22 protein-coding genes are annotated in these 24,557 nt (G+C 66.8%); 11 read left to right on the top strand and 11 right to left on the bottom strand.

The annotated features are described in order from the left end of the window. The first annotated feature begins 61 nt into the window (after nt 1-61). The gene (locus tag ACIRQH_RS07750; protein WP_388868277.1) at nt 62-1,528 is read left to right on the top strand and encodes a CCA tRNA nucleotidyltransferase; all 1,467 of its coding nucleotides are present in this window, start codon (nt 62-64) and stop codon (nt 1,526-1,528) included. Between the two features lie 104 nt (nt 1,529-1,632). Here ACIRQH_RS07750 and ACIRQH_RS07745 read toward each other — a convergent pair whose 3' ends face one another. The 4 genes from ACIRQH_RS07745 to ACIRQH_RS07730 form a co-directional block, all read right to left on the bottom strand. Next, complete coding sequence (locus tag ACIRQH_RS07745; RefSeq protein WP_404224708.1) at nt 1,633-2,133, bottom strand: hypothetical protein; 501 nt, start codon at nt 2,131-2,133, stop codon at nt 1,633-1,635. Nucleotides 2,134-2,247: 114 nt separating this feature from the next. Beyond that, nucleotides 2,248-3,510, bottom strand: coding sequence for an MFS transporter (locus ACIRQH_RS07740; RefSeq protein ID WP_358818877.1), 1,263 nt, complete (start codon nt 3,508-3,510; stop codon nt 2,248-2,250). 81 nt (nt 3,511-3,591) lie between these two features. Further along, nucleotides 3,592-4,674 carry an inositol-3-phosphate synthase gene (locus tag ACIRQH_RS07735; RefSeq protein WP_388868271.1) on the bottom strand — a complete coding sequence of 361 codons (1,083 nt, stop codon included), beginning with the start codon at nt 4,672-4,674 and terminating at the stop codon, nt 3,592-3,594. A gap of 43 nt (nt 4,675-4,717) precedes the next feature. After that, nucleotides 4,718-5,401, bottom strand: a complete 684-nt coding sequence (locus ACIRQH_RS07730) for a PadR family transcriptional regulator (protein ID WP_355872091.1) — start codon at nt 5,399-5,401, stop codon at nt 4,718-4,720. Nucleotides 5,402-5,775: 374 nt separating this feature from the next. Here ACIRQH_RS07730 and ACIRQH_RS07725 point away from each other — a divergent pair, with 374 nt between their 5' ends. Both ACIRQH_RS07725 and ACIRQH_RS07720 read left to right on the top strand, forming a co-directional pair. Beyond that, the gene (locus ACIRQH_RS07725; protein ID WP_358818875.1) at nt 5,776-8,502 is read left to right on the top strand and encodes a transglycosylase domain-containing protein; all 2,727 of its coding nucleotides are present in this window, start codon (nt 5,776-5,778) and stop codon (nt 8,500-8,502) included. Between the two features lie 118 nt (nt 8,503-8,620). Further along, nucleotides 8,621-10,129: a glycosyltransferase family 87 protein gene (locus tag ACIRQH_RS07720; RefSeq protein WP_388868268.1), complete on the top strand. Its 1,509-nt coding sequence runs from the start codon at nt 8,621-8,623 to the stop codon at nt 10,127-10,129. A 95-nt stretch (nt 10,130-10,224) separates the two neighbouring features. Here the strand turns inward: ACIRQH_RS07720 and ACIRQH_RS07715 are convergent, their stop codons facing one another. The 3 genes from ACIRQH_RS07715 to ACIRQH_RS07705 all read right to left on the bottom strand — a co-directional run bounded on the left by ACIRQH_RS07715 (nt 10,225) and on the right by ACIRQH_RS07705 (nt 12,982). Beyond that, entirely contained in the window at nt 10,225-11,256 is a 1,032-nt protein-coding gene (locus tag ACIRQH_RS07715) for an alanine racemase (protein WP_081218316.1), read from the bottom strand. Between the two features lie 129 nt (nt 11,257-11,385). After that, nucleotides 11,386-12,507 (bottom strand): peptidoglycan bridge formation glycyltransferase FemX, encoded by a 1,122-nt coding sequence (gene femX / locus ACIRQH_RS07710; RefSeq protein WP_358818874.1) that lies wholly within the window; start codon nt 12,505-12,507, stop codon nt 11,386-11,388. A 163-nt stretch (nt 12,508-12,670) separates the two neighbouring features. Beyond that, nucleotides 12,671-12,982 carry a hypothetical protein gene (locus ACIRQH_RS07705; RefSeq protein WP_358818873.1) on the bottom strand — a complete coding sequence of 104 codons (312 nt, stop codon included), beginning with the start codon at nt 12,980-12,982 and terminating at the stop codon, nt 12,671-12,673. 288 nt (nt 12,983-13,270) lie between these two features. Between ACIRQH_RS07705 and rpsF the strand changes: the two genes are divergently transcribed. The 4 genes from rpsF to rplI all read left to right on the top strand — a co-directional run bounded on the left by rpsF (nt 13,271) and on the right by rplI (nt 15,009). After that, complete coding sequence (gene rpsF, locus ACIRQH_RS07700; protein WP_358818872.1) at nt 13,271-13,561, top strand: 30S ribosomal protein S6; 291 nt, start codon at nt 13,271-13,273, stop codon at nt 13,559-13,561. A gap of 77 nt (nt 13,562-13,638) precedes the next feature. Next, nucleotides 13,639-14,250, top strand: a complete 612-nt coding sequence (locus ACIRQH_RS07695; RefSeq protein ID WP_404224704.1) for a single-stranded DNA-binding protein — start codon at nt 13,639-13,641, stop codon at nt 14,248-14,250. Between the two features lie 57 nt (nt 14,251-14,307). Further along, a complete protein-coding gene (gene rpsR, locus ACIRQH_RS07690; RefSeq protein ID WP_003949403.1) occupies nt 14,308-14,544 on the top strand; it encodes a 30S ribosomal protein S18 in 237 nt (78 codons plus the stop codon). A gap of 18 nt (nt 14,545-14,562) precedes the next feature. Beyond that, entirely contained in the window at nt 14,563-15,009 is a 447-nt protein-coding gene (rplI, locus tag ACIRQH_RS07685) for a 50S ribosomal protein L9 (protein WP_358818870.1), read from the top strand. A 164-nt stretch (nt 15,010-15,173) separates the two neighbouring features. On the opposite strand, the gene ACIRQH_RS07680 is transcribed toward rplI, so the two are convergent. Then, the gene (locus tag ACIRQH_RS07680) at nt 15,174-16,511 is read right to left on the bottom strand and encodes an MATE family efflux transporter (RefSeq protein WP_404224701.1); all 1,338 of its coding nucleotides are present in this window, start codon (nt 16,509-16,511) and stop codon (nt 15,174-15,176) included. Nucleotides 16,512-16,971: 460 nt separating this feature from the next. On the opposite strand from ACIRQH_RS07680, the gene dnaB reads away from it, so the two are divergent. Further along, the gene (gene dnaB / locus ACIRQH_RS07675) at nt 16,972-18,447 is read left to right on the top strand and encodes a replicative DNA helicase (RefSeq protein ID WP_358818868.1); all 1,476 of its coding nucleotides are present in this window, start codon (nt 16,972-16,974) and stop codon (nt 18,445-18,447) included. A gap of 71 nt (nt 18,448-18,518) precedes the next feature. Continuing rightward, on the top strand, nt 18,519-19,904 hold the full coding sequence (locus ACIRQH_RS07670) for a serine hydrolase domain-containing protein (RefSeq protein ID WP_404224699.1): 1,386 nt from the start codon (nt 18,519-18,521) through the stop codon (nt 19,902-19,904). Nucleotides 19,905-20,047: 143 nt separating this feature from the next. On the opposite strand, the gene ACIRQH_RS07665 is transcribed toward ACIRQH_RS07670, so the two are convergent. Together ACIRQH_RS07665 and ACIRQH_RS07660 are read right to left on the bottom strand one after the other, a co-directional pair. Further along, a complete protein-coding gene (locus tag ACIRQH_RS07665) occupies nt 20,048-20,500 on the bottom strand; it encodes a GNAT family N-acetyltransferase (protein ID WP_404224697.1) in 453 nt (150 codons plus the stop codon). Nucleotides 20,501-20,509: 9 nt separating this feature from the next. Beyond that, on the bottom strand, nt 20,510-20,998 hold the full coding sequence (locus tag ACIRQH_RS07660; RefSeq protein WP_358818865.1) for a MarR family transcriptional regulator: 489 nt from the start codon (nt 20,996-20,998) through the stop codon (nt 20,510-20,512). 140 nt (nt 20,999-21,138) lie between these two features. On the opposite strand from ACIRQH_RS07660, the gene ACIRQH_RS07655 reads away from it, so the two are divergent. Both ACIRQH_RS07655 and ACIRQH_RS07650 read left to right on the top strand, forming a co-directional pair. After that, nucleotides 21,139-22,347, top strand: coding sequence for an MFS transporter (locus ACIRQH_RS07655; RefSeq protein ID WP_388868253.1), 1,209 nt, complete (start codon nt 21,139-21,141; stop codon nt 22,345-22,347). A gap of 97 nt (nt 22,348-22,444) precedes the next feature. Further along, complete coding sequence (locus ACIRQH_RS07650; RefSeq protein WP_358818863.1) at nt 22,445-22,870, top strand: heme-binding protein; 426 nt, start codon at nt 22,445-22,447, stop codon at nt 22,868-22,870. A 103-nt stretch (nt 22,871-22,973) separates the two neighbouring features. Here ACIRQH_RS07650 and ACIRQH_RS07645 read toward each other — a convergent pair whose 3' ends face one another. Further along, a complete protein-coding gene (locus ACIRQH_RS07645; protein ID WP_404224694.1) occupies nt 22,974-23,840 on the bottom strand; it encodes a GNAT family N-acetyltransferase in 867 nt (288 codons plus the stop codon). Nucleotides 23,841-24,557: the final 717 nt, after the last annotated feature.

Below are 24,557 nucleotides of genomic sequence, written 5' to 3'. Positions count from 1 at the left end.
ACGGCGGTACAAGTTTTATCGAGGCGCTTCCCGGCGTCCCGGCCACGTACCCTTTTCTGTTGTGCCGAACGCCAATGAAGACAATCCCAGCGCCCTGAGTCAGGTGCAGCGCCGCGCGGTGAGTGAACTGTTGCGGGTGTCCCCTGTCGCCGACGAGCTCGCCCGCCGTTTCCAGGAGGCGGGGTTCTCGCTCGCCCTGGTCGGTGGCTCGGTCCGGGACGCGCTCCTCGGCCGGCTCGGCAATGACCTGGACTTCACGACGGACGCCAGGCCCGAGGACGTGCTGAAGATCGTCCGGCCGTGGGCGGACGCCGTGTGGGAGGTCGGGATCGCCTTCGGCACTGTGGGTGCGCAGAAGGATGCCCGCGTGGGTGATGTGGAGCAGGCGTTCCAGATCGAGATCACCACCTATCGCTCCGAGGCGTACGACCGGACCTCACGCAAGCCGGAGGTGTCCTACGGCGACTCCATCGAGGAAGACCTCGTCCGTCGGGACTTCACCGTGAACGCGATGGCTGTCGCGCTGCCGGAGAAGGAGTTCATCGACCCCCACGGCGGACTGGAGGACCTGGATGCGCGCGTACTGCGCACCCCCGGCACTCCGGAGGCCTCCTTCTCCGACGATCCGCTGCGCATGATGCGGGCCGCACGGTTCGCCGCGCAGCTCGACTTCGAGGTGGCGCCCGAGGTCGTTTCGGCCATGACGGACATGGCGGCACGTATCGAGATCGTCTCTGCGGAGCGGGTGCGGGACGAGCTGAACAAGCTCATCTTGTCCGCCCACCCCCGCAAGGGCCTCACGCTGCTCGTCGACACGGGCCTCGCCGAGTACGTGCTGCCTGAGCTTCCCGCGTTGCGGCTCGAGAGTGATGAGCACCATCGTCACAAGGATGTGTACGAGCACACACTGATCGTCCTGGAACAGGCGATGGCGCTGGAGGAGGACGGGCCCGACCTGGTCCTCCGGCTCGCCGCACTGCTGCACGACATCGGGAAGCCGCGGACCCGTCGCTTCGAGGACGACGGCCGGGTCTCGTTCCACCACCACGAGGTCGTCGGCGCCAAGATGACCAAGAAGCGGATGACGGCGCTCAAGTACTCGAACGACCTCGTGAAGGACGTCTCGGATCTGGTCGAGCTGCATCTGCGGTTCCACGGCTACGGCACCGGCGAGTGGACCGACTCGGCCGTGCGGCGCTACGTGCGAGATGCCGGGCCGCTCCTCGGTCGCCTTCACAAGCTGACCCGTTCCGACTGCACCACACGGAACAAGCGCCGCGCTGCCGCCCTCTCCAGGGCCTACGACGGACTGGAGGATCGCATCGGCCAGCTCCAGGAACAGGAAGAACTCGACGCGATCCGTCCGGACCTCGACGGCAACCAGATCATGGAGATCCTGGACATCGGACCTGGTCCCGCGATCGGGCAGGCGTACAAGTTCCTGCTGGAGCTGCGTCTGGAGAACGGCCCGATGGGGCATGATGCGGCGACTGCGGCACTCAAGGAGTGGTGGGCCGAACAGAGCTGAGGCACGACGCCCGTCGTCGATGTTTCACGTGAAACATCGACGACGGACAATGCGGCGGGGCGGTGTTTCACGTGAAACACCGCCCCGCCGCATAAGCAGGGGACCTACTTCGCGGAGTACTCCGACAGGCAGAGGGTGAAGTCGTCGCTGCCGCCCGTCTCCGTGTACTCGGCGTACTTGGTGCGGTCGCAGCCAGAGTTGTCGCTCTTCTTCTGGGCCACCTTGTACTTCGCCTTGGAGTTGCTGCAGTCGATGACCTTCAGGCCCGGGTCCGTGGCATTGTCCGGATTGCTGATGCTCATGCAGTCGCCGACCTTCGCCGTGTCCGGGTCGTGTCGGCTCGCCAGCCACCCCACGCCGGCGGCTATGACCGCACAGACGACGATGCCGATCCGCAGGTACTGCTTGAAGCCCCGCTTAGGGCGCTGCGGCGTGACCGGGGCGAAGCCGGCGGTCTGCTGCTGGGGGAAGCCAGGCTGGCCGGGCTGCTGCGGGTAACCCTGCGGCGGCTGTTGGCCGTACGGGTTCTGGCCCTGGGGCGGCGGGCCGTAAGGCTGCTGGCCCTGAGCGAACGGGTTCTGGCCCTGAGGCGGCGGTGTGGTCACTGGGAGTCCCCCCATTGGAACGCTGGCGCGTGGCGCGTATAAGACGCACGTAAGTTATCGGGCCCCAGTGACAACGCAGTAGCCAGGATTGGCTCTGTGGCACTGATGTGACACTTACTGAAGTTCAAAGCGAGCCAAAGCGGCTGCAATGCATGCGTAGATCGCCGCCACCGTCGCGACGAGGGCTGTCGACCGGCCGTCAGAAGGCAGCATCAGCGCGGCCACTCCGGCCGCTCCCACGAACGCGACATTGAACAGGACGTCGTAGATGGAGAAGATCCGGCCGCGGAAGCCGTCGTCCACCGAGGACTGCACGATCGTGTCCGTAGCGATCTTCGCGCCCTGAGTGGTCACTCCCAGCACGAAGGCGGCGACCAGTACCGGTGTGGGCGCGAAAGGAAGGCAGAGCGCGGGTTCCAGGATCGCGGCGGCAGCGGCGCAGACGGCGATCCAGCGGCCGGGGCCCAGCCGCCCTGCCGCCCAAGGGGTCACCAGGGCCGCGACGAAGAACCCTGCCCCCGAGACGCCCACGGCGACGCCCAGGAGGGCGAGCCCGTCGTCCGATCCGGACGCCCACGCATAGCGGCAGAGCATCAGCAGCATGACGGTCAGGGCGCCGTAGCAGAAGCGCATGAGCGTCATCGCCATCAGCGCCCAGGCCGCCTCCCGCCGCGGGGGCTGGGCGAGGTGACGTACACCTGCGGCGAGACCGCGTGCTGTGCCGGCGAGAGCCTGGGCGATACGGAGGTGGACCAATTCGCGATCAGGTCCGAGGAGTTCCGGAGCGATGCGGGTCGCGGCGAGGGCGGCGCAGAGATACAGAGAGGCTCCGACGAGGACCACCGCCGCGTCGGAGTCCGCGACGAGCAGTCGTACGGCGAACGCGATTCCTCCGCCCATGGTCGCGGCCAGTGTTCCGGCGGTGGGGGAAAGGGAGTTGGCCAGCACCAGCCGATCGGCGTCGACGACACGGGGAAGTGAGGCCGACAGCCCGGCCAGGACGAAGCGGTTGACCGCCGTGACGCAGAGCGCCGAGAGGTAGAAGAGCCAGTCGGGGACATGGCTCAACATCAGAACGGCGGTCACGCACGCGAGCGCTGTGCGCAGGAGATTGCCGTACAGAAAAACCTGCCGACGGCGCCACCGGTCCAACAGGACACCCGCGAAGGGGCCGATGAGGGAGTACGGAAGCAGCAAAACCGCCATGGCGGAGGCGATGGAGGCCGCCGAGGTCTGGTTCTCCGGGGAGAAGACGACGTAGGTGGCGAGCGCGACCTGGAAGACACCGTCGGCGCCCTGTGACAGCAGCCGTACGCCGAGCAGGCGCCTGAATCCCTGGAAGCTCAGGAGGACGCGCAGATCACGCACGACAGCCATGGCGCACAGCCTCACATACGGGGAAGGTCCCCGAGCACAGTGCCCGGGGACCTTCGACAGCAAGCACGAAAGAGCTGTGCTTTAGCGCTCGACCTCGCCCTTGATGAACTTCTCGACGTTGGCGAAGGCCTCGTCGTCGAAGTACTGGACCGGCGGGGACTTCATGAAGTAGCTCGACGCGGAGAGGATCGGGCCGCCGATGCCGCGGTCCTTCGCGATCTTCGCGGCGCGCAGGGCGTCGATGATGACACCGGCCGAGTTCGGGGAGTCCCAGACCTCGAGCTTGTACTCCAGGTTCAGCGGGACGTCACCGAAGGCACGGCCCTCGAGGCGGACGTACGCCCACTTGCGGTCGTCGAGCCAGGCCACGTAGTCCGACGGACCGATGTGGACGTTCTTCTCGCCCATGTCGCGGTCGGGGATCTGCGAGGTGACGGCCTGCGTCTTCGAGATCTTCTTGGACTCGAGGCGGTCGCGCTCCAGCATGTTCTTGAAGTCCATGTTGCCGCCGACGTTGAGCTGCATGGTGCGCTCAAGACGGACACCGCGGTCCTCGAACAGCTTCGCCATCACACGGTGCGTGATGGTCGCGCCGACCTGCGACTTGATGTCGTCGCCGACGATCGGGACGCCCGCCTCGGTGAACTTGTCCGCCCACTCCTTGGTGCCGGCGATGAAGACCGGGAGAGCGTTGACGAAGGCGACCTTGGCGTCGATGGCGCACTGGGCGTAGAACTTCGCCGCGGCCTCGGAACCGACGGGCAGGTAGCAGATCAGGACGTCGACCTGCTTGTCCTTGAGGACCTGGACCACGTCGACCGCGGCCTCGGCGGACTCCTCGATGGTCATGCGGTAGTACTTACCGAGACCGTCCAGGGTGTGGCCGCGCTGAACCGTGACGCCCTTGTTCGGGACGTCGCAGATCTTGATGGTGTTGTTCTCACTGGCACCGATGGCGTCGGAGAGGTCGAGGCCGACCTTCTTCGCGTCGACGTCGAACGCGGCGACGAACTCGATGTCACGGACGTGGTAGTCGCCGAACTGGACGTGCATCAGGCCGGGTACCTTGGTCGCCGGGTCGGCGTCCTTGTAGTACTCGACGCCCTGAACCAGCGAGGCGGCGCAGTTGCCTACGCCGACGATGGCTACGCGAACCGAACCCATTCCGGTTGCTCCCTGTGTCTATCGGTGAAACCCCGGATGGGTCTCACGTTGCGGTGTCGTCGGACGGATCCGGCCGGGTGCTGTCCCGGTGCCGGGGCAGGCCGCCCGTCTCTCCAGATGTGTTGTCCTGCTGAGCGGAGCCTTCGGAGGCGGAGGTCTTGATGTCCCGTCCGGCTCGCTCACTCTCGATGAGCTCGTTCAGCCAGCGCACTTCGCGCTCCACGGACTCCATTCCGTGGCGCTGGAGCTCAAGCGTGTAGTCGTCGAGGCGCTCCCGGGTGCGCGCCAGTGAGGCGCGCATCTTCTCGAGGCGCTCCTCCAGACGGCTGCGGCGACCTTCCAGTACGCGCATGCGTACATCGCGTGAAGTCTGCCCGAAGAAGGCGAAGCGAGCAGCGAAGTGCTCGTCCTCGTAGGCGTCGGGCCCCGTCTGCGCGAGAAGTTCCTCGAAGTGATCCTTACCTTCTGCCGTCAATCGATAGACGATCTTGGCGCGACGTCCCGCGAGCGTTGCCGTGAGGGCGTCTTCAGGTGTGGATCCTGATTCCTCGATCAACCAGCCGTTGGCGACCAGCGTCTTGAGGCAGGGGTAGAGCGTTCCGTAGCTGAAGGCACGGAAGACACCCAGTGACGTGTTGAGTCGTTTGCGCAGCTCATAGCCGTGCATCGGGGACTCGCGGAGCAGGCCGAGTACGGCGAACTCGAGGATCCCGGCACGCCGGCTCATCGTCGCCTCCTCCCTGTCGCTGCCTCGTCGGCACGACGTTTATGCCGCGCTGATGTATCGACTCGATACATCAGCACGATAGAACGCCTCTGCGGATGCGACAAGAGGGGCCATGGTGAACGGCGTCACATCACTGATTCATACGAAGCAAGTTGCCTGATTTGGGGTGAACTTCGGTGCTAGGCAGGTTTTGACGGTGCGTAGTCTGTGCGGCATGCACACCACCGGGAACCGAGTGACGACTGAGGACGTCATCGTCTTTGGTGCAGTACGGGTGAATGCGCGATCGATCGCATCCGTACTTCGGGGGGACCGGAAACCAGCCGCCGTTTCCAGGCGCGCAAAGGTGCGCCTGCCCGAGGAGTAATCGTTCGATGAGCGAGCACCGTCGCAAACCGTCGCAGCCGCAGGGCGGCGGACGTGCCGCGGCCCGACGCGGTCAGCCCGACCCGTCCGCAGGCCGCCGCGCGGCACCGCGAGGCGCCACCGGGTCTCCTTCCGACTCCTACGAGTCGGGGGGTGAAGAGCGCCCGTACGGCAGTCGTGCCGAGGCACGGCGAGCCGCACAGAAAGGCAGCGGCGGCCGTCGCCGAGCCGCCGAGGGCGCCGGACGTGGCGGCCCCGGAGGCCCTGGAGGTGGGGGCGGCCGACGTGGTGGTCCCCCGGGGCCCAGCGGGCCGGGACGCGGTCGTGGCCGCGCCCCTGAACCCTCCAAGAAGCGCATCATCGACTACCCGCGCGCCGGCAAGTACGGCGCCGCGCGCTGGGTGCCGTCCTGGAAGCTCGTGACGGGCCTCTTCATCGGCTTCTGCGGCAGCCTTGTCGCGGTCGCAGGTGTCGCGTACGCCCTGGTGGGCGTCCCGGACGAAGCCAAGACCGCGACGGCGCAGAACAACGTCTACTACTGGTCGAACGGCGATCAGATGGTCGCGACGGGTGGTGAGACCAACCGCCAGATCATCGGCTACGCGCAGATCCCCAAGGAGATGCGGTACGCGGTCATGTCGGCCGAGAACAAGACGTTCGAGGACGACAGCGGCGTCGACCCGATGGGTATCGCCCGTGCCTTCGTGAACATGGCCAAGGGCGGTCAGACACAGGGTGGTTCCACCATCACCCAGCAGTACGTGAAGAACGCCATGCTGGACGATCAGTCGCAGACGATCTCCCGCAAGTTCAAGGAGCTGTTCGTCTCCGTCAAGGTCGGTGCCTCGGTGCCGAAGGAAGACATCATGGCCGGCTACCTGAACTCGGCCTACTACGGACGGAACGCCTACGGTATCCAGGCTGCCGCGCGCGCCTACTTCAACGAGGAAGCCACAAAGCTGGACCCGAGCCAGTGTGCCTTCCTGGCGGCCGTGCTGAAGGGTGCCACCTACTACGACCCCGCCGGTTCACCGTCGATCGACCCGGCCGCCACGGCGGCGAACAACCGCAAGCGCGCGGAGTCCCGCTGGAAGTGGATTCTCGACGAAGAGGTGAAGGACAAGCGCCTGACACCGGCGGAGCGCGGCAAGTACACCAAGTTCCCCGATCCTCAGAGCCCGCGGTCGAACGCCGCGCTGGGCGGGCAGATCGGCTACCTGGTCGACCTGGCCAACTCGTACATCGTCAACAACAGCGACAAGACCGGGATCACCGAGACCAAGCTCCGGCAGGGCGGCTACGAGATCCACACGACCTTCGAGAAGAAGAAGGTCGACGCCCTCGAGGCCTCGGTGAAGAAGGTGCAGAAGGCCAACATCAAGGAGAAGCTGCGCCCGAAGACGGACAAATACGTCCAGTTCGGTGGAGCATCCGTCAACCCCGCGAATGGCGCCATCGAGGCCATTTACGGCGGCACGGACGCGACGAAGCACTTCACCAACAACGCCGACCAGACAGGCGCGCAGGTGGGCTCGACGTTCAAGCCCTTCGTTCTGGCGGCGGCCATGACCTGGGGCGCCAGGAATCCTGACGGGCTCAAGGATCAGGCGCAGGACGATCGCACCATCGTGTCCCCGAAGAGTCTCTACAGCGGCAAGAACAAGCTGAAGATCAAGGACTACGACGGGACGGACTGGCAGGACGACAAGGGCAAGGAGTGGCTGCAGCAGAACGACGGCCAGCAGTCGTACAACCCTCCGAGCTACAAGATCGACCTGCGTGAGGCGATGCGTGAGTCCGTCAACTCCGCCTATGTGCAACTGGGCATGGATGTCGGCCTCGACAAGGTGAAGGACTCTGTTCTTCGCGCCGGCATCAAGGAATCCAGCCTCGCCAGCTCCAGGTTCCCGTCCTTCTCCCTGGGCACCTCGTCCCCGAGTGCGATCCGCATGGCAGGGGCGTACGCCACCTTCGCGGCCAGCGGCCAGCAGCGTGACCCGTACTCGGTCGAGAAAATCACGAACAAGGACGGCAACGTCTTCCAGCACGATGACGTCGAGAAGACCCAGGAGGCCTTCACCTCGAAGGTCGCCGACAACGTCACCGACGTACTGAAGACCGTGGTCGAGAAGGGCACCGGCACCAACGCCCAGCTGAAGGGCCGCCAGGTCGCGGGCAAGACCGGTACGACGGACGGCAACAAGTCCGCCTGGTTCGTCGGCTACACCCCGCAGCTTTCCACGGCGATCAGCATGTACCGCCTGGACGACGACGAGACGAAGAAGGACCGCAAGTTCCTTCAGATGTACGGCACGGGTGGCGAGAAGACCATCCACGGCGCCTCGTTCCCGTCACAGATCTGGCGGGACTACATGGAGGTCGCGCTCAAGGGCGAGAAGGCGGAACCCTTCCCCAAGCCCGAAGAGATCGGCACGGTGCTCAACGACACCCCGAGCCCGACGCCGACCCCGACGGTCAGCGAGAGCGAGTCTGCGAGCCCGACCCCGACCCCGACGCCGACTCCGACGCTCACGTCACCTTCGCCCTCGGCGAGTGAGACCTGCGGCAAGTTCGACTGGTCCTGCAGCAACAATGGCGGGACGGACAACGGTGGCACCGACAACGGTGGCACCGACGGAGGCGTGACCTCGACGCCGACGGAGTCCGCGACCGACGGGACCAGCAGAGGAAACACCAACGGCAATAACGGGGGCCTCTTCGGGGGCACTGGATAGTCGTCACCGTGTGTGTTTCACGTGAAACACACCGTTTCACGTGAAACGGGGGCCGTCGCACCGATCAGGTGCGGCGGCCCTCAGCGCATTCCTGGACGCGTACGGCAGGATGTGCGGCATGCCCAGTGCAGAGACGACGCGCGTGAGCGCGCACGAGCCGGAGCTGGTGCGGCCGACCAAGGATGACGAGGTCGCCGCCAGCGGCAGCGAGCTGATCGGCGGCCCCATCGGGCGACGAGCCCTGCTCGGGACGTCCTGGTGGACGCCCGTGCGGGTCGTCGCCCTGATCGCGATCGGCGTGTTCGCCCTCGGCATGGTCCAGAAACTGCCCTGCTATGACGGGGGCTGGTTCTTCGGGGCCAGTTCGCAGTACACGCATGCGTGCTACTCGGACATCCCGCACCTCTACCAGGGCCGTGGATTCGCCGATGGGCTCGTGCCCTACTTCGACAAGCTCCCCGGTGACATGGACTACCTCGAGTACCCGGTGCTGACCGGCGTGTTCATGGAGGTCGCGGCCTGGCTCACCCCGGGAAGCGGGAGCATCCAGGACCAGGAGCAGATCTACTGGATGGTCAACGCGGGAATGCTGATGGTGTGTGCGGCGGTCATCGCCGTGTGCGCCGCCCGCACCCACCGCCGGCGCCCCTGGGACGGCCTTCTGGTGGCTCTCGCGCCTGCCTTCGCGCTCACGGCCACCATCAACTGGGATCTCCTCGCTGTGGCCCTCCTGGCCGCCGCGATGCTGATGTGGTCGCGGGGGCGCGCCCTGGCCTTCGGCATCCTGGTCGGACTCGCCACTGCAGCCAAGTTCTATCCGTTCCTGGTGCTCGGTCCGCTGTTCCTGCTGTGCTGGCGTGCCGGAAAATGGCGTGAGTTCGGAACGGCGCTTCTCGGGGCCGTCGGTGCCTGGCTCGTGGTGAACCTTCCGGTCATGTACTTCGCGCCCGAAGGGTGGTCGAAGTTCTACACCTTCAGCCAGGAGCGCGGGGTCGACTTCGGTTCCGTCTTCCTGTTCATCTCACAGTGGCTGAAGATCACGATCACCCCCGACACGGCCAACACGTGGGCGCTGGTCATGATGCTGCTCCTCTGTGCGGGGCTGAGCGCCGTCACGCTCACAGCCCCCCGCAGGCCCCGATTCGCACAGCTCGCGTTCCTGATCGTCGCGGCCTTCATCCTGACGAACAAGGTCTACTCACCGCAGTACGTGCTGTGGCTGGTCCCTCTCGCCGCACTGGCCCGGCCGCGCTGGCGGGACTTCCTGATCTGGCAGGCATGCGAGGTCGCGTACTTCCTGGGCATCTGGATGTACCTCGCGTACACGACCAGCGGGGACGCTCACAAGGGTCTGCCGACCGACGGGTACCAAGTCGCGATCGCCGTCCACCTGTTGGGGACGCTCTACCTCTGTGCGGTGGTGCTCCGGGACATCTTCATGCCCGAACGCGACGTGGTGCGGCGAGCCGGCGACGACGATCCGTCGGGCGGGATCCTGGATGGCGCCGAGGACGTGTTCGTCCTGGGCGCGGCGGCCCATCCACCGCGGCACGCGGCGCACTTCGACGGGCAGCCCCCGGTCGAGTGGGGTGGCAGGAGTGGGCCTCCTGGAGGCAGTTCGCTCTGAGCGAACAGACTCGGGAGAGGTCATGCGAAAGGCCGTCCACGGAGCCCGTGGACGGCCTTTCGCATGCGTTGGAGCGGTACGGAACGGATTCGGTGTCAGCGCTCGACGACCCGGTCGTACTGCGTCGTGGTGTGCCGCAGGTGTGCCACGAGTTCGTCGCCGACCTTCGGCTCCGAGGCGTCGGAGGGCACGAAGAGGATCGACACCTGCATGTGCGGGGGCTCCGCGAACCAGCGCTGCTTGCCCGCCCAGACGAACGGCGCGAGGTTGCGGTTCACCGTGGCCAGGCCGGCGCGAGCGACGCCCTTGGCGCGCGGCATGACGCCGTGCAGCGCCTTGGGGGCCTCCAGGCCGACCCCGTGCGACGTACCGCCCGCCACGACCACGAGCCAGCCGTCAGAGGCGGCCTTCTGCTGCCGGTAGCCGAAGCGGTCGCCCTTGGATACGCGTGTGACGTCCAGGACGGCTCCGCGGTACTCGGTGGCCTCGTGGTCTCCCAGCCACAGCCGCGTGCCGATGCGGGCGCGGAAGCGGGTCTGCGGGAACTGCTGCTGAAGTCGAGCGAGTTCGTCCGCCTTGAGGTGGCTGACGAACATCGTGTGCAGCGGCAGGCGGGCCGCACGGAGGCGGTCCATCCAGCCGATGACCTCCTCGACGGCGTCCGAGCCGTCGGTGCGGTCCAGCGGCAGGTGGATGGCGAAACCCTCAAGCCGCACGTTCTCGATGGCGGCGTGCAGATGCGGCAGGTCCTGCTCGCTCACCCCGTGCCGCTTCATCGAGGACATGACCTCGATGACCACGCGGGCTCCCACGAGACCGTAGACGCCGTCGATGGACGACACCGATCGGATGACACGGTCGGGCAGCGGCACGGGCTCCTCGCCACGCCTGAACGGCGTCAGCACCAGGAGGTCGCCGCCGAACCAGTCCTTGATCCGGGCAGCCTCGTACGTGGTGCCCACGGCGAGGATGTCCGACCCCAGACGGGTGGCCTCGTCCGCGAGCCGTTCGTGGCCGAAGCCGTAGCCGTTGCCCTTGCAGACGGGGACCAGCCCCGGAAACTGCTCGGACACCTGCTTGTGGTGTGCCCGCCAGCGCGCGGTGTCGACGTAGAGCGTGAGCGCCATGGCCGGTCCCGGAACCTTTCTCGTGGCTGCCGTGTGTTCAGAGGTACGAAAGGCGATTGTCGCTGATTTGCCGGACCGATGGGGAGGTGCCGGGCCGGATCAGGGGCCGGGCACGTGTTCCGGGTCGGTTCAGCGACGCGACATGTAGATGTCGAGTGCCTTGTGGAGCAGCTTGTTGAGCGGGAAGTCCCACTCGCCGAGGTACTCGGCCGCCTCGCCGCCGGTGCCCACCTTGAACTGGATGAGGCCGAAGAGGTGGTCGGTCTCGTCCAGCGAGTCGGAGATGCCGCGCAGGTCGTAGACCGTGGCGCCCAGCGCGTACGAGTCGCACAGCATGCGCCACTGCATCGCGTTCGAGGGTCGGACCTCGCGACCGATGTTGTCCGAGGCGCCGTAGGAGTACCAGACGTGGCCGCCCACGACGAGCATCGTCGCCGCTGAGAGGTTCACGCCGTTGTGGCGCGCGAAGTACAACCGCATGCGGTTCGGGTCCTCGGTGTTGAGGGCCGTCCACATGCGCTGGAAGTACGACAGCGGGCGCGGCCGGAAGTGGTCGCGGACCGCGGTGATCTCGTAGAGCCGCTGCCACTCCTCCAGGTCGTGGTAGCCACCCTGGACGACCTCGACCCCGGCCTTCTCGGCCTTCTTGATGTTGCGGCGCCAGAGCTGGTTGAAGTTCTTGTGGACCTCTTCCAGCGAGCGGTTGGCGAGCGGCACCTGGAAGACGTAGCGGGGCTGGACGTCACCGAAGCCGGCGCCGCCGTCCTCGCCCTGCTGCCAGCCCATGCGGCGCAGTTTGTCGGCCACCTCGAAGGCCCGCGGTTCGATGAAGTCGGCCTCGATGTCGCGCAGGCGCTTCACGTCCGGGTTCTGGATGCCGCCCTTGATGGATGTGGCCTCCCAGCGCCGGATGATCACCGGCGGGCCCATCTTCACGGAGAAGGCGCCCTGTTGCTTGAGATGCGCGAGCATCGGCTGAAGCCAGTCGTCCAGGTTCGGCGCGAACCAGTTGATGACCGGGCCCTCGGGAAGGTAGGCCAGGTAGCGCTTGATCTTGGGCAGCTGGCGGTACAGCACCAGGCCCGCGCCGACCATCTCGCCGGTCCTGTCGTCGAACCAACCGAGGTTCTCGGAGCGCCATTCGGCCTTTACGTCTGCCCATGCGGGGACCTGCATGTGACTGGCCGCGGGCAGGCTCTGGAGGTACGCCAGATGTTGCTCACGGCTGATGGTCCTCAGGGTCAGGCTCATTAGGGGCGCTCCTCGGGCTGGTGTGTCCCCATGGGTACAAGGGCTCCGGCTCTCGCGCCGAAGCCTACTGCGCCCTGCGAGCGCCCCGTCTGGCCGTATGGAACCTGAGCCCCGGGAAGAGAGCGTGGAGCGTCCCGGGGTCAGGGGAAAACGGACGTTCGACTCAGAACGTCCCGCCGAAGAGGCCGCCGTGGGCCAGACCGAGGTAGAAGCCGACCCCTGAGAGGCCGAGTCCCAGGATCAGCCCGAAGCGCTCCCGGGTCGTCACGGAGATGAACTGCCCGTAGGCGCCGCTGAGGATCCCGAGGAGGCCGGCCCAGGAGCTGATCAGATGGAGGCTGTGGAACATCGACGTGACGAAGGCCAGGATCCCGAGCACCAGAGTCACCGCGAGCAAGGTGTCCTGGAGGGGATGGGGCTTGCCGTCCGTGGCGAAGAGTGAGCCGGTGGTGTTCGGTCGCAATACCTGTGCCATAAGGCACCTCCTGCGGAAGGCGGCGCATCGTAGCGCCATACACACCCGATGTGTACAGACTGGGGGTCAACCCGGTCGGATTTCAACCGGAAGCCGGGGTGCAGGTACTCTGTACTCTCTGCACCGGTGTCTGCCCAGGCTCATGGCCAGGTCACGACAGGGATTGCCGCTCGGTTTCACCGACGGGGACCCCGATTGTCAGTGGCGGCCGATACCGTTGCGTACGCATCACAACCCTCCTGCCACGGAACGACCGTGGCCGCTGAGTCCAAAGGAGGTGGGTTCCACATGCGTCACTACGAAGTGATGGTCATCCTCGACCCCGAGCTGGAGGAGCGCGCTGTCGCTCCCCTGATCGAGAACTTCCTCTCCGTCGTCCGTGAGGGCGCCGGAAAGGTCGAAAAGGTCGACACCTGGGGCCGTCGTCGTCTCTCGTACGAGATCAAGAAGAAGCCCGAGGGCATCTACTCGGTCATCGACCTGCAGGCCGAGCCTGCGGTCGTCAAGGAGCTCGACCGCCAGATGAACCTGAACGAGTCGGTCCTCCGGACCAAGGTCCTCCGTCCCGAGACTCACTGAGCTTTCCAGCTCAGCTGAACTCGGGCATCGAGTAGCAGCACCAGCAGCCAGCAGCAAACCCGCCGAGAGGTACCCCCATGGCAGGCGAGACCGTCATCACGGTTGTCGGCAATCTTGTCGACGACCCCGAGCTGCGCTTCACCCCTTCCGGTGCGGCGGTCGCGAAGTTCCGTGTCGCGTCCACTCCCCGCACCTTCGACCGCCAGACCAACGAGTGGAAGGACGGCGAGAGCCTGTTCCTGACCTGCTCGGTTTGGCGTCAGGCGGCGGAGAACGTCGCAGAGTCGCTCCAGCGAGGCATGCGCGTCATCGTGCAGGGCCGGCTGAAGCAGCGGTCCTACGAGGACCGTGAGGGCGTCAAGCGCACGGTCTACGAGCTGGACGTCGAGGAAGTCGGCGCCAGCCTGAAGAGCGCCACGGCCAAGGTCACCAAGACCACAGGTCGAAGTGGCCAGGGCGGCCAGGGTGGTTACGGCGGCGGCGGTGGCGGCGGCCAGCAGGGCGGTGGCTGGGGCGGTGGCTCCGGCAGCGCTCCGCAGGGCGCCGGCGCTCCCGCCGACGACCCCTGGGCGACCGGCGCTCCCGCCGGTGGCAACCAGGGCGGCGGCGGTGGCGGTGGCGGCTGGGGCGGGAACTCCGGCGGTGCCGGCGGTTCCGGCGGCGGCTACTCGGACGAGCCCCCCTTCTAGGCCCTCGGGCCGAGGGTGGGTCGTACCCCCACTTCTTGATCACACAGGAGATACACCATGGCGAAGCCGCCTGTGCGCAAGCCGAAGAAGAAGGTCTGCGCTTTCTGCAAGGACAAGGTCACGTACGTGGACTACAAGGACACGAACATGCTGCGGAAGTTCATTTCCGACCGCGGCAAGATCCGTGCCCGCCGCGTGACCGGCAACTGCACGCAGCACCAGCGTGACGTCGCCACGGCTGTGAAGAACAGCCGTGAGATGGCGCTGCTGCCCTACACGTCCACCGCGCGATAAGGGAAGGGTGACCGACAAATGAAGATCATCCTCACCCACGAGGTCTCCGGCCTCGGTGCCGCGGGCCACGTCGTCGACGTCAAGGACGGCTACGCTCGCAACTACCTGATCCCGCGGAACTTTGCGATCCGCTGGACCAAGGGCGGCGAGAAGGACGTCGAGCAGATTCGTCGTGCTCGCAAGATCCACGAGATCGCCACCATCGAGCAGGCCAACGAGATCAAGGCCCGCCTCGAAGGTGTCAAGGTCCGCCTGGCCGTTCGCTCCGGCGACGCCGGTCGTCTCTTCGGTTCCGTCACCCCGGCCGACGTCGCTTCGGCGATCAAGGCTTCCGGTGGCCCCGAGGTCGACAAGCGCCGCATCGAGCTGGGCTCGCCCATCAAGACCCTGGGCGCCCACGAGACGTCCGTGCGTCTGCACCCCGAGGTTGCCGCCAAGGTCAACATCGAGGTTGTCGCTGCCTGAGTGCAGCGCTCGGCATAGCTGAGAGAAGGGCCGCATCCCTCGGGATGCGGCCCTTTGCGTTGCTGCGATCGGATCGTGGAGAGCCCCCACCTTCGGCTGGTGTGCCGTTTCACGTGAAACCCGTCGTCGTTTCACGTGAAACGACGACTTAGATCAATGCGCTGTCAGCGCGTTGCGCCTGTGACGATCCAGCGGCCCGAGCGCGAACGCAGCCACAGGGTCAGCATGCGCATCGCCATCATCAGTGCCATCGCTCCCCAGAGCGCGGTCAGTCCGCCGCCGAGCCCCGGAACGAGCAGGGCGACAGGCGCGAAGACCGCCAGCGTCAACAGCATCGCGCGGGCCAGATACGGTCCGTCCCCGGCACCCATCAGGACTCCGTCCAGCACGAAGGCGACGCCGCAGATCGGCTGCACGAGCGCCACGACCACCAGGGCCGGCAGCGCCGCATCCTGCACACCCGCGTCGCCGCTGAACAAGGGAAGGAACACGGAGCGCGTCGCGACGACCAGCACACCGAGGACGGTACCGGTGGCGATGCCCCACTGGATCATGCGTCGGCAGGCATCGCGGGCGCCGAGTGTGTCGCCCGCGCCCAAAGAGCGTCCGATGATGGCCTGGCCCGCGATGGCGATGGCGTCGAGAGCGAAAGCGAGCAAGCTCCACAGCGACAGGATGATCTGGTGTGCGGCCATGTCGGCGTCCCCCAGCCGAGCGGCGACGGCCGTGGCGATCAGCAGGATCGCCCTGAGTGACAGCGTACGGACGAGCAGGGGCGCCCCGGCCTGTGCGCAGGCACGTATCCCTCCGGCGTCGGGTCGAAGGGACGCGCTGTGTTTCCGGGCTCCTCGCACGACGACATAGAGGTAGACGGCGGCCATGCCCCACTGAGCGATGACGGTGCCCCATGCGGAGCCGGCGATACCGAGGCCGACTCCGTAGACGAGGAGTCCGTTGAGGGCCGCGTTGGCGACGAAGCCGCCGACGGCGACATAGAGCGGAGTCCGTGTGTCCTGAAGCCCACGCAGTACCCCTGTGGCGGCGAGCACGACGAGCATGGCGGGAATGCCGAACGCCGAGATCCGCAGATACGTCGTTGCGTACGGAGCTGCGGTGTCGGAGGCACCGAAGAGCGTCATCAGGGACGGCGCCGTGGGGAGAGTGACGGTGATGACGGCCACACCGATGAGCAGGGCGAGCCAGATGCCGTCCATCCCCTGTTTGATCGCGGCTCCGAGATCACCGGCGCCGACGCGGCGGGCGACGGCCGCGGTGGTGGCGTATGCGAGGAAGACGAAGACGCCGACGGCCGTCATGAGGAGAGCGGAGGCGACGCCGAGGCCGGCCAGTTGGGCGGTGCCCAGATGGCCGACGATGGCGCTGTCGGCCATGACGAAAAGAGGCTCGGCGACGAGGGCGCCGAAGGCCGGAACGGCCAGCGTGACGATCTCTCGATCGTGCCGACGTCGGACGGTCCTGGACGCCGCGGGAGCCTGTGTCATGAGCACCAATCTAATCTTCCACAGGTAAGAGATGCAATTACCAAAGGACCCTTACCGTGAGCTTGGCACGGCGTGTCGCGCCGGACCGTTTGAAGCGATCTTGATCCGACAGGAAAAGTTTTTCTTCTGCACAGCCGGTGGACGGGAAAGTCGCAGCTCAGAGCATGTCCTCCGAGAGGGGTGAGGGCTTGTTCACAGGGCTGTCCACCGAGTCGTGCACAGGTTTTGTGGGGTTCTCCACAGCATCGGAGCCGTCGTCCACATGGCCTGTGGATAACCAGATTGGCTGACGGTGCCCGCGGGCCTAACGTGGTGCGGCACCCGTTCTCTCCTCCGTGCTCGGAATCCACGCAAAAACGACGCCTGAGAAGCGGAGTTGGGCAGCTCAGTTGTCAGTGCCGTGCCGTAGAAATATGGGGCACGGCTAGGTCCGCTCCGGCGGACGGGAGGAGGTGGCTCGGTGAGTATTTCCGAGCCCTTGGACGACCCCTGGGCGGACAGTGGTCCCAGTGATCGTCTACCTTCGTCCCGCCGGCGTGGCAGCGGCGGCCGAGGCCGCGACGAGCAGCACGACCGCGATCGGGACAATGGCTCGTGGGAGAGCGGCGGTTCGTCGTTCGAGCGGGTCCCCCCGCAGGACCTGGACGCCGAACAGTCCGTCCTGGGCGGCATGCTCCTGTCGAAGGACGCGATCGCCGACGTGGTCGAGGTTCTCAAGGGTCACGACTTCTACCGGCCGGCGCACGAGACGATCTACGGGTCGATCCTCGACCTGTACGCGAAGGGCGAGCCTGCCGACCCCATCACGGTCGCGGCCGAGCTCACCAAGCGCGGCGAGATCACCAAGGTCGGCGGCGCACCGTATCTGCACACGCTGGTGCAGACCGTCCCGACCGCGGCGAACGCCGAGTACTACGCGGAGATCGTGCACGAGCGCGCGGTCCTCCGGCGTCTGGTCGAGGCAGGCACCCGCATCACCCAGATGGGATACGCGGCCGACGGCGACGTCGACGAGATCGTCAACAGCGCCCAGGCCGAGATCTACGCCGTCACCGAGCAGCGCACCACCGAGGACTATCTGCCGCTCGGCGACATCATGGAGGGCGCGCTCGATGAGATCGAGGCGATCGGATCCCGCTCGGGGGAGATGACCGGTGTGCCGACCGGCTTCACCGACCTCGACTCCCTCACGAATGGTCTGCACCCAGGCCAGATGATCATCATCGCGGCCCGTCCCGCCATGGGTAAGTCGACGCTGGCTCTGGACTTCGCCCGGGCCTGTTCCATCAAGCACAACATGCCGAGCGTGATCTTCTCGCTCGAAATGGGGCGCAACGAGATCGCGATGCGCCTGCTCTCCGCCGAGGCGCGCGTGGCTCTGCACCACATGCGGTCGGGCACGATGACCGACGAGGACTGGACCCGGCTGGCCCGCCGTATGCCGGACGTCTCGGCCGCACCGCTCTTCATCGACGACTCCCCGAACCTGTCGATGATGGAGATCCGCGCCAAATGCCGCCGCCTCAAGCAGCGCAGCGACCTGAAGCTCGTCATCATCGACTACCTCCAGTTGATGCAGTCGGGCGGCAAGCGTTCCGAGAGCCGCCAGCAGGAGGTGTCCGACATGTCGCGAAACCTGAAGCTCCTCGCCAAGGAGCTGGAGCTGCCGGTGATCGCGCTGTCGCAGCTGAACCGTGGCCCCGAGCAGCGCACCGACAAGAAGCCCATGGTCTCCGACCTGCGTGAATCCGGCTCCATCGAGCAGGACGCGGACATGGTCATCCTGCTCCATCGCGAGGACGCGTACGAGAAGGAGTCGCCGCGCGCCGGCGAGGCCGACATCATCGTCGGCAAGCACCGTAACGGCCCCACCGCGACGATCACGGTGGCCTTCCAAGGCCACTACTCCCGCTTCGTGGACATGGCACAGACCTGATCCGGAAGTCTGTGGAGCCACGCCGGACAAATCCGCTCGACGTCCGGTGACAGGACGGGTGGACTGGTGCCATGACGACACCTCAGGACGATCTGCTCCCCGGCACGCGCCGAGCCCTACTGCACCGCATCGCCGTCGCGCAGAGCGAGGGCCGGGCGCCGTCCCTCGTCGCGGCCGTGGTCCGCGGAGGGAAGGCCGTGTGGCATGGGGCGCGGACCTCGGTGGATGGTCACGGGCCGGACGAGAACGTGCAGTACCGGATCGGTTCCATCACCAAGACGTTCACGGCCGTGCTCGTACTGCGGCTGAGGGACGAAGGTCTCCTGGACCTCGGCGACCCATTGGAGAAGCATCTGCCGGGGACCGGCGTGGGAGAGATCACCATCGCTCAACTCCTCGCGCACACCGGGGGGTTGGCTGCCGAGTCGCCCGCACCCTGGTGGGAGCGCACACCCGGCTCGCTCCGTCCCGATCTTGCCGACGTGCTGGGCGAGCAGCCCTTCCGGCACCCCGCCGGCCGGCGCCACCACTACTCGAATCCCGGCTACACACTGCTCGGCGCCCTCGTGGAGGAAGTACGAGGTGCTCCCTGGGAGGACGTGCTGCGCCGCGAGGTGCTCGAACCACTCGGCCTGCACCGTACGAGCGGGTGCCCGCAAGCTCCTCACGCGGGCGGCTGGGCGGTCCATCCCTGGGCCGACGCGATGATGCCCGAGCCCGCGGAGGACCTCGGGCGGATGGCTCCGGCCGGACAGCTGTGGTCCACCACTGGGGACTTGGCCCGCTTCGCCGCCTTCCTGGTCGAGGGCGACGACCGGGTGCTGAGCGCGGAGTCGGTGCGGGACATGCGGGCGCCCGCGGCTCCGTCCGAGACCGCGGACCTGGCGGTAGGAACCTCCTACGGTCTCGCGATGCAGATCCTGCATCGTGACGGACGGACCCTGGTCGGGCATTCCGGATCCCTGCCGGGCTTCCTCGCTGGACTGGTGATCAGCGTGGACGACGACGTGGCGGCCATTGTGCTGTCCAACTGCACTTCAGGTCCCGCCACGTTCACCGTCGCCGCCGACCTGGTGCGGATCGTCGCGGACGCGGAGCCGAGGATCCCCGAACCCTGGCGGCCGATGGCCGAGGTCGACCGTGCGGTCCTGGAACTCGCGGGTCAGTGGTACTGGGGGACACATCCCTTTGGTCTGCGCGTGCCGGCGGCCGGAGGGCTGGTGCTGGGGCCGCTGTCCGGCATCGGCCGAGGTGCCCGCTTCAAGGCGAACGGAGACGGGACGTGGACCGGGCTCGACGGTTACTACGCTGGAGAGCTTCTGCGGTCCGTCCGGCGGGATGACGGCTCGGTGAGTCATCTGGACCTCGGGTCGTTCGTGTTCACACGTCAGCCGTACGACGAGGAGGCCCCGGTGCCCGGTGGAGTGGACGTGGATGGCTGGCGGGGGATCCGGTAGGGACCGCGTTGGAGGGGTGGCCTGTTTCACGTGAAACAGGCCACCCCTTCGCATGAGGGGGATGGGGAGCCGGCGCCTTGAATGGCCGTCGCGTGTGCTCTGTGGCGCGCGCGAGGGGCCATTCAATATCCCGGCTCCTTGCTTCAGAGCGACCGTTTGAAGCCGACGTGAGACGCCTCGAAGCCCAGCCGTTCATAGAAGCGGTGGGCGTCGGTGCGGGAGGCGTCGGAGGTGAGCTGGACCAACTGGCAGTCCTGGCGGCGGGATTCCTCGATCGCCCACTCGATGAGCTGCGTACCGAGACCGCTCCCGCGCTCATCTGCGTGAATGCGAACGCCCTCGATGACCGAGCGCGTCGCTCCCTTTCGGGAGAGCCCAGGAATCACCGTGAGCTGCAGAGTGCCGACGACGCGCCCCTCTCGGGCGGCGACGACGACGTGCTGGTTCGGGTCGGCACTCAGACGCTCCAAGGCGCCCAGGTACGGGGTCAGGTCGTCGGGTGATTCCCGCCGCGCGCCCAACGGGTCGTCGGCAAGCATCGCGACGATTGCGGGCACGTCGGCGGCGCCGGCGGCTCGTATTTCAAGATCTGCCATGAGCGCACCCTACGAGGACACGCCTACCGAAGGCATCGGCTGTACGGGCACGCTCGCCGACTCCACGACGCGGACCAGCGGTGCCAGTTCCGGATTCTCGGCGGCGTCGTCGAGCGCCTCACGAAGGGCGGCGTCGTTGGTCGGCCGTGCCGCGGCGAGCAGCTCCAGGCCCGTCTCGCTGACGTTCGTGTAGATGCCGCGGCGGTCGGTCGGGCAGAGATAGCGGGCGAGCAGCCCTCGGTCCTCGAGGCGGGTGACCAGACGTGTGGTGGCGCTCTGGCTCAGCACGACCGCGTCCGCGACCTGCTTCATCTGCAGATGGCCGCCCTCGCCATCGTGCTGCCGGCTGAGCACGTCGAGCAGGGAGTACTCGCGCACGCTGAGCCCGTGATGGGCCTGCAAGGCCCGCTCGATGTGCGCCTCGATCCTCCCGTGCAGCAGGGAGAGTGCGCACCATCCCTGAGCGAGGGCGGTGAGCGCGGGGTCCGTGGCTGTCATGGCGTTTCCTCCGTACCGGAGCGGCTGAAACCAGGATAGAGCACGAACGCAATAGCCCGCTGTTGCTCATAGCCCGCGTGTGCAACTATTGTGAACGCACGCAAAGCGCTCCTGCAATCTTCTGGAAGGTGGACCCCACCATGCCTCTCGCGCTTCTGGCCCTCGCGATCGGGGCCTTCGGAATCGGAACGACCGAGTTCGTCATCATGGGCGTCCTGCCCGAGGTCGCCGGAGACTTCGGCGTCTCCATCCCCACCGCCGGACTGCTGGTCACCGGCTATGCACTCGGAGTGGTGATCGGAGCGCCGATCATGACCGCACTGGGCACGAAGGTGTCCCGCAAGCGAATGCTGATGGCGCTGATGGGGCTCTTCGTCCTCGGGAACCTGATCTCCGCCGTGGCTCCGGTCTTCGGCCTGATGCTCGTAGGTCGGGTGGTCGCCTCCCTCGCCCACGGTGCCTTCTTCGGCATCGGATCCGTGGTCGCCGCCGAACTCGTCGCGCCCGAGAAGAAGGCCGGCGCGATCGCGATGATGTTCAGCGGCCTCACGATCGCCAACGTCGTCGGTGTACCGCTGGGCACGCTGATCGGACAGTCCGCGGGCTGGCGGGTCACGTTCGCGGGCGTCGCGGTGCTCGGACTGATCGGGCTGGTGGGCATCGCCAAGCTTGTCCCGGAGATGCCGAAGCCCGAGGGCGTGCACCTGCGCCATGAGCTGGCCGCCTTCAAGAACGTCCAGGTGCTGCTCGCCATGGCGATGACCGTGCTCGGTTTCGGCGGAGTCTTCGCCGCCATCACCTACATCGCACCGATGATGACGAACGTGGCGGGCTTCGCCGACGGATCCGTCACCTGGCTGCTCGTCCTCTTCGGTCTCGGCATGGTCGGAGGCAACCTCGTCGGGGGCAGGTTCGCCGACCGCGCCCTGATGCCGATGCTGTACGTGTCCCTCGGCGGCCTCGCCGTTGTGCTGGCCCTGTTCACCGTCACCGCACACAACAAGATCCTCGCGGCCGTCACGATCGCTCTGATCGGAGCTCTCGGCTTCGCGACCGTTCCCCCGCTGCAGAAGCGCGTACTCGACCAGGCGCACGGCGCCCCCACGCTCGCTTCGGCCGTGAACATCGGCGCCTTCAACCTCGGCAACGCTCTCTCGGCCTGGCTCGGCGGGATCGTGATCGCCGCCGGTCTCGGCTACACAGCCCCCAACTGGGTCGGCGCTGTTCTCGCCGCCGGCGCACTCGTCCTGGCCGTCCTCTCGGCTGCTCTGGAGCGGCGGGCAGCCGCCCGCGGCACTGTCGTCGCCGACGGGACTCCCGCGGATCAGCGGACTGCCGTCCACTCCTGAGCGGAAGCGAGTCGGCCCGGGCAAGGGCCGTCCCAGGGCCGTGGAATCAGCACCGTCTCAACACCCGGAACAGAACACCCCACAAGGAGAAGCCCCAATGAGCACAACCGTCACCGCTGTCGCCCCCCTGACCATCGAGGATGCCGAGGTCCTCGTGACCGCGGCTCGGCGTGCCGCCGAGACCGCCGGCGTGCGAGTCAGCGTCACCGTTCTCGACGCCGGCGGGCACCTGCTCGCCTTCCGTCGCGATGATCAGGCCGTCCTGATCTCGGGCGAGACCAGCACCCGCAAGGCCTACACAGCCCTTCAGCTGGGCTCGGCCACCGCCGATCTGGTCGACGCCGTGCAGCCGGGCGGTCTCTTCCACACCCTGCCGACCGCGCTTGACCGTCCCCTCCTGTTCATCGCGGGTGGCGTGCCCCTGCACCGCGAAGGCCGTCTGATCGGTGCGATCGGAGTAGGCGGCGGCATGCCCGACCAGGACCACGGCTTCGCCGTCGCCGCGGTCGAGTCCCTCGTCTGACCTCAGGCTGTCGCTGCACCCTCCGGGCGCTCGACAGACCAGAAGTGCCGGATCCCACCATGCGTCGGGGGTCCGGCACTTCTGTCGTGACCTGGGGTGCGTTCTAGCCGGCGGCCACCGTGAGCGGTGCGAAGCGACGCGTCCAGTCGCCCGGCAGATCAGGGATCCCATACGTCATCACCGAGTTGAACGACAGGGAGGCCAGCCCGCGCTCCTTCAGCCAGGCCAGCAGTTCCTCGTGCCGTACGTCGATGTCGGTGCGCAGCGGGCCGTCGGTGTGGGCGGCGAGGGAAGCGATGAGAGCCTTCGCCGTTCCGGTGTCCATGGCGACCAGAGGCCCCACGACGTGGTTGTCGAGGTTGGGCCAGGCCGACGCGTAGCCGATGATGCGGCCGTGCTCCTCGGCCACCCGCAATTGGGCGGCGAACGCCGGCAGCCGAGTGATCATGGGGGTCCGGTCGGTTCCGAAGACCTCCTCGTCAAGCCTGAGGATGGCGGTGAGGTCCTCGGCCGTGGCCGGGCGCGTGGAGACCCCTGGATCCGGGCCGCCGGGGCTGAACACTCCACGGACCATCTCGGCCCGGCCGCTGACTTTGAACCCCAACTCGTCGTACAGCGGACGGCCGTACACCGTGGCGTGCAGGGTCAGCGGTGTGGTCCCCATCTCGGCGATGACATGCCGCATCAAGCGTCGGCCGACGCCCTGTCGTGAGTGCCGCTCGGCGACCAGGACCATGCCGATCGCCGCCAGTTCAGGACGCTCGGGCGGTCCGTATCTGGTCACCACGCAAGCGGCGACGAGGCCACCGGCGGGGTCGTCGATGCCGTACCCCGTTCCTGCCGTGAGCAACAGGCTCCATTTGTGTTCCTCTCGGGGCCAGCCCCGGTCCTCGGACAAGTCGGCACAGGCGGAGAGGTCACGGCGCGTCAGGCGGCGAACGGCCAGAGCGGTGAGTGGTGAGGTCGACACGCACGTCAGGCTGTCTGACGTGGCCCTCTTTCGTCCACCGCTTTCCCGGCGCCCAACCACATGCCGCCAGCTGTGGACCAAGTAGCGCGCGAGTGGACGTTTCACGTGAAACGTCCACCCGCTAGGCGCGCTGCCACTCGGCGGGGGTGCTCAACTCGGCGGCGAAGGTGCAGATCGCGAACCGGCTCTGTGAAGAGTTCGGGATGAGCCGAACCGCCTGCATCGCCTACGGCGCCCCCCGCTTAGACAGAGGCCTTTTCGGTGTCGCCCCGGCGTCCGTCGCGTTCAATGCGGATCGGCGTCCGCGCCGTCTCGCCACTCACTCCCCGTGAGCCAGAATCTGTGGGACGCCTATCAATTGGTCTACCACGCACGGTAATTGAGGTAATTGACGGTTCCGGCACTCCTTCATTCGCGAAGAGCGAAGAGGGGACTTGTGCAGGGACCTACTGCCGGTATGGTCGACTCCGGTTCGCGTCCGCCGAGATGTGTACACGTCGTGGTGGAACGAACGCAGGCCAAAGCAGCGTAACGGGATGGAGAGATCGAAGACCCGTATTTTCCGTTATGCGGTCGGGTGTAGACCCGGAGTGGGATGCTGCCGTGAGCGCAGTGCGGCCAATGTCACATTCTCGCCTTACTTGTCCGTACAGGGTGAGAATCCGGGTTCAATGTGGCCGCATTGGGTCAACGGGACTCGGGAAAGAGAACACGCCG

The organism is Streptomyces sp. NPDC102279, assembly GCF_044766365.1.
GTDB lineage: Bacteria > Actinomycetota > Actinomycetes > Streptomycetales > Streptomycetaceae > Streptomyces.
This window is presented reverse-complemented; position numbering and strand designations above follow the sequence as displayed.